The organism is Vibrio sp., from assembly GCF_984391705.1.
Genome location: NZ_CFHWOM010000036.1, coordinates 22,635 through 36,756, shown reverse-complemented (window position 1 = coordinate 36,756; position 14,122 = coordinate 22,635). Strand labels below are relative to the sequence as shown.

Genomic DNA, 14,122 nt, shown 5'->3' with positions numbered 1-14,122 from the left:
TCATCAAAAAAAGTATCTTCAGGGGCAAAGCCTCGGTCATTAGCAGCAAATGCGGTCGTACTTAAAAGCAGTGTGTTAGCAATGAGTACAGACAATGTTGTTCGTTTCACGGTATTTCCTTAATTGTTCCAGGCAGTGGATATTAGAAAAATTCTGGCCATGAATTTTAGTAGTTCACGTTGAACGCCTAATTATTGTTCTGGAAATATTTTTAGATTTCCTCCTATTGATTCTACAAATGAGACTTGCATCACCATCAATAATGATATTTTTGAATTTGGTCACAAAAACCCTGTTTTTCATAGGCATAAGCCAAAATTAACAAGTGAAATATACGTTGACCCCTTATTCAACCTGGTTTCATATAACAGCAAGCAACCCCATAACACCGACCGATATTAGTGATAAATATCACATATAGATACCATTTCCATGTTTATTATATTGACTTATTACGACGGCATTTTAACCTAGTAGTATCTTATGGACTACTAACCTAATGAGCGGTGTGGGTATGAAAAAAAACCTAATTACAGCAGGACTGATTGGATCTCTTTTGGTCGCGGCAACGGTCAATGCACAAGCCATCTCCCCAGAAGACAACGCAGAGCTGTTGATCTGGACGGATTCGACAACCGTCGACTACATGGAGTACGCGGCTAAAGCGTTTAACCAAGACTTCAACTACGATGTTGAGTTTTCTTTCCGTGGCCTTGCTCCTATCGATGCAGCCTCAAGACTGATCCAAGATGGCGGCTCAGCTCGCGTCGCGGACGTTGCCGAAATCGAACATGACCTGCTGGGCAGACTGGTTGTCGCTGGTGGCGCGATGGAAAACTTGGTGTCCGCACCGCGCATCAATGAAACCTTTATGCAAAATGCCATCGACGCCTCTAAGTCAGAAGGTAAGAGCTATGGTTTCCCGGTGAGTTTCGCCACCACGGCACTCTTCTATAACAAGGACTTACTGCCAAAAGCACCCAACACATTTGAAGAGCTCATTGAGTTTTCGAAAACTTTCAACGATAAAAAATCTCACAAGTACGCGCTGCTGTGGGACATTCAGAACTATTACGAGTCGCGCTCGTTTGTCACATTGTACGGCGCGTATGAGTTTGGTAATCACGGCACCGACGCAAAAGACATCGGTATCAACTCAGAGAAAGCGCAGCAAGGCTTAGAGGCGATGAAGAAGCTGCGCGCTGCAAACAACTCCAACCCAATCGACATGAGAAATGCACAGGTGCGTCGTGGTTTGTTTAGCGAAGGTAAAGTCGCGGCAATCATAGATGGTCCTTGGGCCATCAAAGGCTACCAAGATTCAGGAGTGAATTACGGCGTTGTACCTCTACCAAAACTTGAAGGTCAGCAGCCTAGAACGTTTTCAACCGTGCGCCTAGCCGTTGTCTCTTCTTACACGGAATATCCAAGAGCCGCGCAGCTTTTCGCAGATTATCTGTCGAGCGACAAGATGCTGAAAAAACGCTTTGAGATGACCAAGGCCATTCCACCAGTCCAATCGGTGATGGAAGAGATCATTGTTGATGCAGACGAAGCAACATACGCCATCATCACTCAAGGTTTCTATTCCGATGCGATGCCATCCATCCCTGAAATGGGCTTTATTTGGTCACCAATGGCGAGTGCCATTACGGCAATGTGGGTCAATGACAAGTCACCGAAAGAGGTTCTTGACCGTGCTCGCTCAATCATCGCAGAACAGATTGAATTACAAGAGTAGAGAGATCGATGTTGTTATCACAAACTCAGCCGGCACCTAAGGTGCCCGCTTCGCTCCTGATTATGGGCGCGACTCAGCTACGCTTTGGCCATTGGGTCAAAGGGGCTGCGTTCCTAGCCTTGCAAATCGTCACCTTGTTGTTTCTCGTCGACATCACTATCGCACTAAAAGGATTGGTGACACTCGGCGATGTGGCTCAAGTGCGTAATGGCTTTGACATCATCCCCGGCGACAACTCTATCTTTATGCTGGTTGAAGGGGTGATCGCGCTGATTTACTGCTTTCTGTTCTTGTGTGTCTACGCCATTAACGTGAAGGATGCGCTAAGTGTAACGCCGAGCCATGCGTCACTCTCAGAGCAATTCAAGCAGATCTACGACGAGAAATTCGCCTTTATCATGCTGTCGCCAGCCTTTTTGGCCAGCATCGCGTTCATCATTTTGCCAATCGTCATCACCGTTTTGGTCTCGTTTACCAACTATTCGGCGCCGCACCATATCCCGCCGCGTAACCTAGTAGATTGGGTTGGATTTAAAAACTTTATTGCGCTGTTTGAGCTAAAAATCTGGTCCAGTACTTTCTTTGGCGTGGCTTCTTGGACAGTAATATGGGCGTTCTTTGCCACAGTGTGCACCTGCGGATTCGGTTTTCTGCTTGCTCTGGCGCTGCAAAAGAAAGACATCAAGGCGAAAAAAGCGTGGCGCTTTATCTTCATTTTGCCTTATGCCATTCCCGCTTTCGTTACCTTGCTGATGTTCCGTTTACTGCTCAATGGTGTCGGGCCGGTTAACGCGACGTTAAACGCTTGGGGCTTTGATTCTGTTGCGTTTCTCTCTGATCCATTCACGGCAAAAATTACGGTTATCGCTGTCAGTGTTTGGGTCGGCGCACCTTACTTCATGTTGTTGATTGCCGGTGCATTGACCAATATTCCTTCCGATCTGTACGAAGCGAGTGAAGTGGACGGTGCCAGTAAGTTCCAACAGTTTTGGGAAATCACCTTACCAATGGTGTTACACCAAGTTGCGCCATCTTTGGTGATGACGTTTGCCCATAACTTCAACAACTTTGGCGCCATTTTCCTTCTAACTGAAGGCGGACCAATTAACCCTGAGTATCGATTTGCGGGTCACACAGACATCCTGATTACTTGGATCTACAAGCTCACGCTCGACTTCCAGCAGTATCAAATTGCCTCTGTTATCTCGATCATCATTTTCTTGTTCTTGTCTGGCATCGCAATTTGGCAGTTCCGACGCATGAAATCCTTTAAAGACGACGTAGGTATGTAACATGGACAAATTTATCGGAAAAATCGGCACCGCGATCGTCTATCTGTTTCTCACAGCAAATGCGCTATTGGTGCTCGGCCCTGTGCTTTGGACGATCTTGGCCTCTTTCAAAGTCGGCACTAACTTGTTCAGCTCATCTTTTACGGAAATTGAGTTCACGTTGGACCATTACCGAGCGCTATTCAACGATACGCCTTACTTTGATTGGTACAAAAACACCTTTCTGTTAGCAACTGCGAATATGTTGATCTCACTGGTTGTGGTGACCCTGTCTGCTTTTGTCTTTTCACGATACCGTTTTAAAGGCAAACGCAACATTATGATGAGCATTCTTGTTCTGCAGATGTTCCCAGCGTTCTTATCCATGACGGCAATCTACATTTTGCTGTCGAAGATGAACCTTATCGACACCTACGCTGGCTTGTTGTTCGTCTATGTAACGGGGTCACTTCCCTTCATGGTTTGGTTGGTCAAAGGCTACTTTGATGCGATTCCAACCTCGCTCGATGAAGCAGCAAAAATTGATGGTGCCGGTCACATGACCATTTTCCTTGAGATCATTTTGCCACTCGCTAAACCGATTCTGGTTTTCGTCGCCCTTGTGTCATTTACAGGCCCGTGGATGGACTTCATTTTGCCAACGCTCATCCTGCGCAGCGAAGAGAAAATGACCTTAGCTATTGGCATCTTTAGTTGGATCTCTTCTAACTCCGCAGAGAACTTCACTCTGTTTGCCGCCGGCTCTCTTTTAGTCGCGGTTCCAATCACGCTGCTGTTTGTGGTCACTCAAAAACACATCACCACAGGCTTAGTCAGTGGCGCAGTAAAAGAATAATAACGTCAGGATACACACATGATTACAAGAAGCTCCCTTTCACACTCGGCAAAGAGTGCGGACAGTTACGCCTACGACAATGACACGCTGCATATCCGCTTACGCAGCGCCAAAGGTGAAATCGAAAAAGTCGCCCTTTGGATTGGAGACCCTTATCACTGGGCAGAAGGCGGCTTAGATGGCGGCAACCTCGGTGGCAGTGATGCCCACGGTTGGGTTGGTGGCAACGAAGTCGAGATGGGGTGCGAAGGCCAATCAGAACACCATGACCACTGGTTTGCAGAATTTACCCCGCCGAAAAAGCGTACTCGTTATGGATTTATCCTTTATGGAAAAGATGGTGAAAAGCTGTTGTTTGGTGAAAAGCGCATCGTCGACATCGCTCAGGATGCTCAAGCAGAAGTGGAACTGAGTAACTTAAGCAACTTTTTCTGCTTTCCGTTTATTAACCCTCGCGATGTATTAACCACACCTAAGTGGGTTAAAGAGACGATTTGGTACCAGATTTTCCCTGAACGTTTCGCCAATGGACGCCCAGAGATTTCGCCGAGCAACGTATTACCATGGGGCAGCCAACCCACCAGCGACAGTTTTATGGGCGGCGATTTATGGGGCGTTATCGATAAGCTCGATTATCTCCAAGACCTAGGCGTGAACGGACTCTACCTTTGCCCTATTTTTACCGCCAATGCCAACCACAAATATGACACGGTGGACTACTACAACGTTGATCCTCATTTTGGTGGCAACGAAGCGTTTAAAGCATTGGTTAGCGAAGCTCATAAACGCGGTATGAAAGTGATGCTTGATGCGGTATTTAATCATATTGGCGATCAATCACCGCTATGGCTTGATGTGGTTGAGAAAGGTAAAGACTCTCAATATGCAGATTGGTTTTGGATCAACCAGTTCCCTGTTTACCCAGACACGCCAAGAGAGGAATGGGACTTTTGGAACCTGAACTACGAAACGTTCGCCAACGTTGCTGAGATGCCAAAACTCAACACAGAAAATGAAGCATGCCGCGCCTATCTACTTGATGTTGCCAAGCATTGGGTTGAAGAATTTGGTATTGATGGATGGCGCTTAGACGTTGCCAACGAAGTCGATCACAGCTTCTGGCGAGACTTTCGCAAGGTAGTAAAACAAGCCAATCCAGACTGCTACATCCTCGGTGAAATTTGGCACGAAGGGATGCCTTGGCTGCGCGGCGATCAATATGATTCATTGATGAACTACCCACTGACGCAAGCAATCACAGACTTTTTCGCACTATCAAGTCTTAACAAACACGAATTTAAAGACGCCGTAACGACATCCTACATGGCTTACCCTCGCAACGTTAATGAAGCGATGTTCAACCTACTCGACAGTCATGACACTACCCGAATCATGTCTCTGTGTGGCGGTGACAAACGCAAGGCTAAACTCGCGTACTTGTTTATGTTCACGCAAGTTGGCGCACCTTGTATCTACTACGGTGGAGAGATAGGCATTGATGGTAATCGAGGTATGGGAAGTGAAGATAACCGTAAATGCATGATCTGGGACGAGTCAGAGCAAGATCTTGAATTTAAGAACTTCATCCAAGACTTGATCAAATTGCGTAAAGCAAACCCAGAATTCAATCAACCTTATATCGATTGGCTTGATATCGATGATAGTGATTGTGTTGGTTATCAAAGGGGCAACTGGCGCTTTATCATCAACAATAGTGCACAAGACAAGCAGATATTGTTCGCAGGCAAATCTTACGCTCTCGCAAGCTTCGGCTACATAATGGAACAAGTAGACAGCTAATGGATAGAGCAATCCATATGGGAATCTCGTTAGATTCCCATTCAATTCATGCCTACACCAGTGATTCGCTAGGACAAGAGCTCCTTCGGGCTTACGAAAGTTTTCCTCGAACAACAGATTCGTTACTGCGTGAACTGACACTAATCGTAGAGAAAAGCCGCATCCGCTTTGGAGAGCTCAAAGCGATGACTCTGAGCTGCTCTGAGTACTTCTGGTCCAGCGAGCAACAATCTGTCCCAAACCCTACTCAATTGGGGGATGCACTAAGCCAGGCCTTTAATGTTGACTGCCAAGTCGTAAGCTACTCGCATTCTGCGGCTGTTCACCTGCCGACCACTCAATCTCGCGTTCTCAGCGTATCGCTAGCCGATAGTTGTGGCTTAACCCTATTTGAACAAGGCTTAATGGTTTCTTCTCAAGTATGTGAAAATTGGGCTCACAAGCCGTTACCAGATTTTGATTGGATAGTGGATGGTCTAACGCCAGTGTGTCGCTGCGGTCAAGAGCAGTGTATTGAGCAATACCTGTCGATTTCAGGTATCGAGAGGCAGTATCACCAAATTGTTCTAAAAGATAAGCCTTTATCAATTATCTTCGCGGGCGTAACACGGGGCAACTCAGTGGATGCTAGGGTGTATCGAACCTTTATCGATCAATTAGCTCGCAGCTTGGTTGAGCCCCTCACTCAGTTAACACCTAATTACCTTGTCCTTTCTGGGGAGGTTGTGTCTTGTTCACACATTGCTGATGATTTGGTTATGGCACTTAGCCGATATATCGACCTGCCTCTAATTCCCAAATCAATTGTTCAACAGAGCAATGAATTCACGTTTGCATTAGGTGCGGCGCTCATCTCAGAAAAAAATAACAACAATCGTTTTCTCTCGGCGTGATGACGATGATAATCTAAGTAGGTAAAAACATTGAATAGTTTCAGAGGACAACCTGTGTCAGAGCTAGTGACTAAACTGATGGATTTCGGCTTTTCAAAAACCGATGCTCTCGTGTACATCAACCTACTCAAAAATGGACGTGCGAGCGGCTACAAAATAGCCAAAGACATTGCTTTGTCTCGCTCATCAGTTTACTCATCCATCGATAACCTCTATGCCAACGGTTACATTTTCCTTTCTGATGGTGACACCAAAGAGTATGAAGCCAAGTCACCTGAGCTAATATTTAGCCAGATTGAAAAGAAAACCGTCGAGAATATCAATATTCTAAAGACCGAACTCTCCAAGATGATGCTGCAAGAAGAGAAGCAGTTTGTCTATAACGTGACCGGTTACGAGAATGTGCTGCAAAAAGCGAAAGAAGTCATCAACCAAGCCAACTTGGAAATTTACCTCAACACCGACTTTAACTTGAACCTGTTTGGTCAGGAACTTTGTGATGCCATCGATAGGGGCGTTCGCGTGATTGTCTTCTCATTCAATAAGATGGCTAGCCCCCATGAGAAAATTGAGATGTACTCTCGCTCTCACCACGACGAAGTCGACTACCCTTCGCACCGATTTATGTGTGTTGCGGATATGAAGCTGGCACTGATGTTCTCGCATCGTGAAGAAACCCTTGGGTTATATGCAAATAACCGACTAATGGTAAAAATGATCGCCGAGCATATTCACAGTGATATCTACCTTACTGAGTACGAAAAACTGGAGCCAGAAAAACGCATTCGCGTAAACACCATTCACGAGCAACATAACGCCATGGTGATGGACGATCTTGCTAAACACTAACTACGAATTGAGGGCGGGTTACGCGCCCTTTTGGATCTTTGATTAATCCTCAAGCACTACCGCTCTGATTTCGTTGATAACGTTGCCTTGCTCGCGTGGCAATGGTCTAATACTCAGGTGAATTTCAACCATTTGGTAATTAGATAATGCAACAAGAGCATCAACCTACGTTTTTCTTCTTCGACTATGAAACGTGGGGAACCAGCCCTGCTAAGGACCGACCATGTCAGTTTGCTGGTGTGCGCACCGATATGGATTTCAACATTATTGGTGACCCACTTGTTATCTATTGCCAACCGCCAGCAGATTACCTACCAGCTCCTGAAGCAGCGCTGATTACGGGTATAACCCCACAGACTGCTATGAGCAAAGGTCTGAGCGAGCCAGAATTCATCGCCAAGATACACGAGCAACTTGCTACTCCTAACACCATTAACCTTGGCTACAACAGTATTCGATTTGATGATGAGGTAACGCGCTATACCTGTTACAGAAACTTTATCGATCCATACGCATGGAGCTGGCAAAACGGCAACTCTCGTTGGGACCTACTCGACGTAATGCGAGCCTGCTATGCCCTTCGTCCTGAAGGCATCGAATGGCCAGAAAATGACGAAGGCTTTATTAGCTTTAAGCTTGAGCACCTCTCAAAAGAAAATGGCATTGAACACGAAAATGCCCACGATGCGATGGCTGATGTTATCGCCACGATCGAAATGGCAAAAAAAATCAAAGCCGCGCAACCTAAGCTGTTCGACTACTTTCTAAGTATGCGTCATAAGCGCAAACTTAATGACCTTATCGATATTGTGAACATGACGCCGCTCATGCACGTTTCTGGCATGTTAGGGCGCGACTGTAACTACACAAGCTGGATGGTCCCAGTTGCATGGCATCCAACCAATCAAAACGCAGTCATCATGGTCGACTTGGCAAAAGATCCAAAACCGCTGCTTGATCTTGATGTGGAACAACTGAATGAGCGCCTTTATACCAAGCACTCAGAGCTGGCCGAGGGAGAACTGCCAGTTCCCGTAAAATTGGTTCATTTAAATAAATGTCCAATTTTGGCACCTGCAAAAACACTCACGGCGGAAAATGCTGCAAATATCGGTATTGACCGAGACCAATGCTTGCAGAATTTGGCGCTTCTTCGCCAAAACCCTGAAGTTCGCGAAAAGCTGATTGGCTTGTATAGTATTGAAAAAGAGTATGCCAAAGATAATGACGTCGATAGCATGCTCTATGATGGCTTCTTCTCTCCAGCCGATAAAGCATCAATGGATATTATTCGCCAAACAGATCCAAATAACCTGGCTGCACTGGACATTTCTTTCAATGACGAACGTATTGCTCCTTTGTTATTTCGCTACCGTGCACGTCACTTCCCGTGGACTCTGGATGAATCGGAACAGCAACGTTGGGCTAACCATTGTCGCGACTACTTCGAAAGTCGAATTGAAGACTACATGCTCAATTTGGAAAACTTAGTTCACGAACATGAAAGTGATGAAAATAAGCTAGCTATCTTAAAATCCATTTATCAATACGTTCAAAAGCTAGTATCTTAGATACCGAAACGCCTGCACCCTAACAGACGCCTCAGTAACATACACAATAATCACTAGTAATGGGGCGCTGACATCTAACCAACATCGGGTTTCTCCATGTTGGTATTTTACGTTGCGTTTTTGCAGCGCATCATAATTTCGGACGATAACAACTTATGGCAAAAACAGTGCTGAAATATGTTGTGTCTATGGGGCTGATTTTCCTCTGCCTCATAGCAGGCATCAACATTCAACATCTTCTTGATATATCCATTCCTGGCAGCATCATAGGCATGCTGATTCTATTTGGTCTATTGGCAAGTGGTCTTGTCTCAGTAGATTGGGTCCGCCCTAGTGCCAGTCTATTCATTCGCTACATGGTGTTGCTATTTGTGCCCATTAGTGTCGGATTAATGGAACACTTTGATATGCTGATTGCCAATGCTCTACCCATTCTAGCAAGCGCTGTGGGCGGCACATTTATTGTGCTTGTCCTACTCGGCCTCATGCTTGACCGAATGCTGAAAGGAGGACATAAATAATGTGGTTGCTCGTTACCATTGTTGTCTTTTTTGCTGCACGTTGGTTATGCCAGAAGGTTAAAAGCCCATTCATGAATCCACTGTTGATCAGTCTAGCTGTGCTGATTCCGCTGCTGACGTACCTCAAGGTTCCCTTCGAGGCTTACTACGCTGACAACCAATGGATAAACTATCTACTTCAACCCGCAGTGGTCGCCCTCGCTTATCCGCTCTACGAACAGTTACCTCAAATCCGCGCAAACTGGCGAATCATCATGCTGGCCTGTGGCGTAGGAAGTGTGATGTCGATGCTAACAGCGAGTATGATTGCCGTTTATATGAAAGCGGATATCGCGCTCATCGCTAGTTTACTGGGTAAATCAGTCACAACTCCAATCGCGATGGAAGTCTCTAGCCACCTAGGAGGTGAGCCCGCTATTGCCGCGATCCTAGTCTTAATTGTGGGGTTATTTGGTGCCATTATGGCCTACCCAATCTATAACCTGCTTAACATTACCCACCCCATAGCAAAGGGGTTAACTATGGGGACCGTCTCCCATGCCTTGGGCACTGCAACCTGTGCTGAGAAAGATGCGCAAGACGCGGCTTTTAGTTCCCTTGCATTGGTTGTTTGCGGTGTAATTACTTCGATACTGGCGCCTTCATTCTTCGCATTCGCGCTCTGGCTATCCGCATAACTCGTTTATGATACAAGTTGTCGAGCTGTTCAATTGCAGCTCGACACATATCACCTCTTGTCACTATGTAATCGATAACATGTGTGACCTCACTCTAATTATGCAATATATGAGTTCGTTACAATTATTTGTGTGATCTATCCCGCAGCATTATTTGGATCTTTGCATAAAATGAAATACCAGTATCCAGGTACGTCTGTACTCGAATTACGACCGTACTGAGATATCAATTAACGTACAAACAAGGATTCACCATGAGAAGCCGCATTGAAAAAGCGCTATCAGAAGCGCCAAGCCAAATTGCAGAGTACCTATCGCCTATTCTGTTTGCAGACAATTTTGACGCGACTCTTTCCCCGCAGCAATTTTCAGAACTGCTTTCTTTATCAGGGCTAGAAGACGACGAACTCCGCGTTGCATTACTTCCTTTTGCTGCGGCGTACTCTTACGCTCCTATCTCGAATTTCTATGTAGGTGCCATAGTTCGTGGTTTATCTGGTCGCTTATATTTTGGCGCGAATGTCGAGATTCTCGGCGCTCAACTTGGCCAAACGGTACACGCGGAACAGTCAGCAATTAGCCACGCTTGGATGAAAGGTGAAGAAGGTATTTCAGATATTACGATCAACTTTAGTCCTTGCGGTCATTGCCGCCAGTTTATGAACGAGTTGACCACGGCCGATAAGCTAGTTGTACAGCTACCGCAGCGTGATGAAAAAACCTTGCAAGAATACTTGCCGGAATCCTTCGGTCCTTCAGATCTTGGCATTGAATCAGGACTAATGGCGAAAGTCGACCACGGCAAAAAGGCTCAAGAAGATGACGAGATGGTGCTAAAAGCCGTCGGTGCTTTGAACCGTAGCCACGCGCCTTACACCAAAAACCTGAGTGGTGTTAGCCTCAAACTCACAAGTGGCGAAGTTTATCTTGGTGCTTACGCAGAAAACGCAGCCTTCAACCCAAGCCTGCCTCCCCTACAAGTTGCCATGATTCAACTTCTACTGGATGGTAAATCGCTACAAGATATCGAATCTGCAGCACTAGCGGAAATGGCAGAGGGTACAATCAGTCACCTTGCTGACACTCAAGCAACATTAGAGGCGATTAACCCGGATATTCCGGTGACTTACCTAGCGGTATAGCACGAAAAAGGCGCTCAATGAGCGCCTTTTTTAATCGACGGTTACCACTCAAACATCAAAGAACGGAGTTGGATCAACTTCTAGGCTGCTTGGAGCAATGGCTCGTTCGATGGTAACTTTACTATGCTTAACATCAACATAAGTGACATCAACGAACCGCTTGTATTTGCGTGAGTAGAAACACTTCACCTCTGGCTTCAACGGCTCTGCTGTGTTTGATGTCCATACAATACCAACACGACCATCACTAAGTTCTACCAATGCGCCAACGGGATAAACACCAATACAATTGATAAACTTATAAACCAACTCTCTATCCAAGTGAAATGGCGTCAAACTCAAAAGAATCTTAAACGCTTCAGCAGAGCTCATCCCCCTTTTGTAACAACGATCCGCCGTTAAGGCATCGTATATATCAACGATACAGCTCATCCTGCCATGCGTGGGGAGTTGCTCTGCATTCAGACCTCTAGGGTACCCAGTGCCATCGAGTTTTTCATGGTGCATAAGACACACATCTCGCGCAATGTCGCTTAAACCGGTCACAGTGTTAATGATCTCACCAGCATACACTTGGTGAAGCTTCATGTGTTCAAATTCATCAGGGGTCAAACGCGCTGGCTTGTGAAGTACTTTATCATCCACTTTTATCTTACCGACATCATGAATGATACCGCCGATAGCCATCTGTTTTAGCGTTTCTTTTGGCAAGTCTAGGTGCTTGCCAAAAGAAACCAATAATGTCGCGACGTTTACCGAGTGTTCCAACAAATACTCATCTTTGCTACGGAGAGCGGAAACACAATGCAAGGCGTCCGAATCAATCAAAACAGATTCAATCAGATCGTCGGCCCAACCATCGAGCTCATCAACATGAATCGATTTGCCTTCAAAAGTTTGGTTGAGGATTTTTTGAGCAAGCCCCTTCGCTTCTTTGATAATTTTGGAAGCTCTCTTTTGCTGGGAAAAGCGACTCATTTTCTTACGTTTGATAGGAGTCGACTCGGTTGTTTGAGGCTCGTCTACAACTTTGTCGTTGACTGGTTTAAACACACTGCCTTTGGTTGACAGACTTTGATCCACCCACGCGAACTTAACGCCACTTTTGACTAACTGGCTGATCGCTTGCTGCGTTGAGACTCGGCCTGCGTTAGCAAGATTTACGCGTTTACTGTCTTCAATGGCGGTAACAAACATGCCAATCGTCAGCGTATCAATCGGAATCTTAATGGATTGTTTTGGATCGTACTGCATCTGTTCTTCTTATTTTTGACATCAACTTCAACCTCACATGTTTACTCATCAACTTGTAAAGTAACGAGGACAAGGTGGCCAATGTGAAGTTTGATGCCGCTGTGACTTATGAAATACACGATTTCTATATTGATATGATTATAATCGCTATCGCTACTATTTCCTTGTCAGGATTCGAGATAACATTAAAATTATCAATATTTTCTTAGAATAATTAGTTGTAAATCATAATATTACATCAATTTTTCAAACTGGTTTACAGTACATATCCCCACTATTAGCTCTCAACATGACGCAAACGTTTGCTTTTCGTAAATTAATCCGTATGATTCCCTTCAAATTCATTGTCCTCTATTTAAAAAGGGTTATCTATGTTTGGTTCTGCTACACGTCAAAACGCAACGCGCGTCCTGTTACTTGGATCTGGAGAGCTAGGTAAGGAAGTCGCTATAGAGTGCCAGCGCCTCGGACTGGAGGTGATTGCATGTGACCGCTACGAAAACGCCCCAGCCATGCAAGTTGCTCATCGTAGCTACACGCTAGATATGCTTGACGGTGATGCGTTAGAAGCCATCATTAACAAAGAACAACCTGACTTCGTTGTACCCGAAATTGAAGCCATTGCCACAGACAAACTTGTCGAGCTAGAGGCAAAAGGCCTAAATGTGGTACCTACTGCTAATGCAACTAAACTGACAATGAACCGCGAAGGTATTCGTCGCCTAGCTGCAGAAGAGCTAGAGCTTACAACCTCCCCTTATCGCTTTGCCGACAACTATGCAGATTTCACCGCAGCTATCGAAGCGGTTGGCATCCCTTGTGTTTGTAAACCAGTAATGAGCTCATCAGGTAAAGGACAAAGTGTTATTAAGTCAGTAGATGATGTTCAACAAGCTTGGGATTACGCTCAAGAAGGTGGTCGCACGGGGGCTGGACGCGTAATCGTCGAAGGCTTTATTGATTTTGATTATGAAATTACGCTGCTGACTGTACGCGCAGTTGACGGTGTACACTTCTGTGCTCCGATTGGCCATCGCCAAGAAGATGGAGATTATCGCGAGTCTTGGCAACCACAAGTCATGTCAGACGCCGCATTGGCCGCAGCTCAAGACGCAGCAGGAAAAGTGGTCAATGCACTGGGCGGATACGGCATTTTTGGTGTGGAACTTTTCATTAAAGGGGACACAGTGATATTCAATGAAGTATCTCCTCGTCCGCATGATACTGGGCTAGTGACATTAATGTCGCAAGACAGCTCTGAATTCGCGCTCCACGTACGTGCGTTTACAGGAATGCCAATTGCTGGCATTACACAATTTGGCCCAGCCGCTTCTGCAGTTATCCTTGGTCAAGGCACGTCACAAGACATTCGTTTCGACGGTCTAGAGCAAGCGCTTGCAACACCTCAAACCCAAATTCGACTGTTTGGTAAACCAGACATCGATGGACGCCGCCGCTTAGGTGTCGTAATTACTCGTCGTGAATCCATTGAGCAAGCAATCGAAGACGCCGTTACCAGTGCGGCACAAGTAAAAGTGATTTACTAA

Annotated in this window: 12 protein-coding genes and 1 pseudogene; 11 read left to right on the top strand and 2 right to left on the bottom strand. The window is 45.7% G+C overall.

Going from position 1 to position 14,122, the window contains the following annotated elements:
• A pseudogene (locus tag AC4MRV_RS15855) lies at nucleotides 1-110 on the bottom strand (porin); the annotation flags it as partial.
• Between the two features lie 404 nt (nucleotides 111-514).
• Here AC4MRV_RS15855 and AC4MRV_RS15850 point away from each other — a divergent pair.
• The 10 genes from AC4MRV_RS15850 to cdd all read left to right on the top strand — a co-directional run bounded on the left by AC4MRV_RS15850 (nucleotide 515) and on the right by cdd (nucleotide 11,321).
• The gene (locus AC4MRV_RS15850; RefSeq protein WP_491188294.1) at nucleotides 515-1,741 is read left to right on the top strand and encodes a sugar ABC transporter substrate-binding protein; all 1,227 of its coding nucleotides are present in this window, start codon (nucleotides 515-517) and stop codon (nucleotides 1,739-1,741) included.
• A gap of 8 nt (nucleotides 1,742-1,749) precedes the next feature.
• A complete protein-coding gene (locus AC4MRV_RS15845) occupies nucleotides 1,750-3,033 on the top strand; it encodes a carbohydrate ABC transporter permease (RefSeq protein WP_038215185.1) in 1,284 nt (427 codons plus the stop codon).
• A 1-nt stretch (nucleotide 3,034) separates the two neighbouring features.
• A complete protein-coding gene (locus AC4MRV_RS15840; protein ID WP_005470771.1) occupies nucleotides 3,035-3,868 on the top strand; it encodes a sugar ABC transporter permease in 834 nt (277 codons plus the stop codon).
• An 18-nt stretch (nucleotides 3,869-3,886) separates the two neighbouring features.
• Complete coding sequence (locus AC4MRV_RS15835) at nucleotides 3,887-5,668, top strand: glycoside hydrolase family 13 protein (RefSeq protein WP_491188293.1); 1,782 nt, start codon at nucleotides 3,887-3,889, stop codon at nucleotides 5,666-5,668.
• Nucleotides 5,668-6,561: an ROK family protein gene (locus tag AC4MRV_RS15830; protein WP_491188292.1), complete on the top strand. Its 894-nt coding sequence runs from the start codon at nucleotides 5,668-5,670 to the stop codon at nucleotides 6,559-6,561. The genes AC4MRV_RS15835 and AC4MRV_RS15830 overlap by 1 nt, the downstream gene beginning before the upstream one ends.
• A 54-nt stretch (nucleotides 6,562-6,615) precedes the next feature.
• On the top strand, nucleotides 6,616-7,410 hold the full coding sequence (locus AC4MRV_RS15825) for a TrmB family transcriptional regulator (protein WP_491188291.1): 795 nt from the start codon (nucleotides 6,616-6,618) through the stop codon (nucleotides 7,408-7,410).
• Between the two features lie 146 nt (nucleotides 7,411-7,556).
• Entirely contained in the window at nucleotides 7,557-8,981 is a 1,425-nt protein-coding gene (gene sbcB, locus AC4MRV_RS15820) for an exodeoxyribonuclease I (protein ID WP_491188290.1), read from the top strand.
• A 155-nt stretch (nucleotides 8,982-9,136) separates the two neighbouring features.
• Entirely contained in the window at nucleotides 9,137-9,502 is a 366-nt protein-coding gene (locus AC4MRV_RS15815) for a CidA/LrgA family protein (RefSeq protein ID WP_491188289.1), read from the top strand.
• On the top strand, nucleotides 9,502-10,179 hold the full coding sequence (locus tag AC4MRV_RS15810) for a CidB/LrgB family autolysis modulator (RefSeq protein ID WP_491188288.1): 678 nt from the start codon (nucleotides 9,502-9,504) through the stop codon (nucleotides 10,177-10,179). Before AC4MRV_RS15815 ends, AC4MRV_RS15810 begins: the two co-directional genes overlap by 1 nt.
• Nucleotides 10,180-10,433: 254 nt before the next feature.
• Nucleotides 10,434-11,321 carry a cytidine deaminase gene (gene cdd, locus AC4MRV_RS15805; protein ID WP_491188287.1) on the top strand — a complete coding sequence of 296 codons (888 nt, stop codon included), beginning with the start codon at nucleotides 10,434-10,436 and terminating at the stop codon, nucleotides 11,319-11,321.
• A 48-nt stretch (nucleotides 11,322-11,369) separates the two neighbouring features.
• Here cdd and AC4MRV_RS15800 read toward each other — a convergent pair whose 3' ends face one another.
• Complete coding sequence (locus AC4MRV_RS15800) at nucleotides 11,370-12,575, bottom strand: cyclic di-GMP phosphodiesterase (RefSeq protein WP_491188286.1); 1,206 nt, start codon at nucleotides 12,573-12,575, stop codon at nucleotides 11,370-11,372.
• A gap of 371 nt (nucleotides 12,576-12,946) precedes the next feature.
• On the opposite strand from AC4MRV_RS15800, the gene purT reads away from it, so the two are divergent.
• Nucleotides 12,947-14,122 (top strand): formate-dependent phosphoribosylglycinamide formyltransferase, encoded by a 1,176-nt coding sequence (gene purT / locus AC4MRV_RS15795; RefSeq protein WP_491188285.1) that lies wholly within the window; start codon nucleotides 12,947-12,949, stop codon nucleotides 14,120-14,122.

Bases quoted from the DNA above. Each gene is read 5' to 3' on its own strand.
- AC4MRV_RS15850 (WP_491188294.1), top strand. From the start codon at position 515: ATGAAAAAAAACCTAATTACAGCAGGACTGATTGGATCTCTTTTGGTC.
- AC4MRV_RS15845 (WP_038215185.1), top strand. From the start codon at position 1,750: ATGTTGTTATCACAAACTCAGCCGGCACCTAAGGTGCCCGCTTCGCTC.
- AC4MRV_RS15840 (WP_005470771.1), top strand. From the start codon at position 3,035: ATGGACAAATTTATCGGAAAAATCGGCACCGCGATCGTCTATCTGTTT.
- AC4MRV_RS15835 (WP_491188293.1), top strand. From the start codon at position 3,887: ATGATTACAAGAAGCTCCCTTTCACACTCGGCAAAGAGTGCGGACAGT.
- AC4MRV_RS15830 (WP_491188292.1), top strand. From the start codon at position 5,668: ATGGATAGAGCAATCCATATGGGAATCTCGTTAGATTCCCATTCAATT.
- sbcB (WP_491188290.1), top strand. From the start codon at position 7,557: ATGCAACAAGAGCATCAACCTACGTTTTTCTTCTTCGACTATGAAACG.
- AC4MRV_RS15815 (WP_491188289.1), top strand. From the start codon at position 9,137: ATGGCAAAAACAGTGCTGAAATATGTTGTGTCTATGGGGCTGATTTTC.
- AC4MRV_RS15810 (WP_491188288.1), top strand. From the start codon at position 9,502: ATGTGGTTGCTCGTTACCATTGTTGTCTTTTTTGCTGCACGTTGGTTA.
- cdd (WP_491188287.1), top strand. From the start codon at position 10,434: ATGAGAAGCCGCATTGAAAAAGCGCTATCAGAAGCGCCAAGCCAAATT.
- AC4MRV_RS15800 (WP_491188286.1), bottom strand. From the start codon at position 12,575: ATGCAGTACGATCCAAAACAATCCATTAAGATTCCGATTGATACGCTG.
- purT (WP_491188285.1), top strand. From the start codon at position 12,947: ATGTTTGGTTCTGCTACACGTCAAAACGCAACGCGCGTCCTGTTACTT.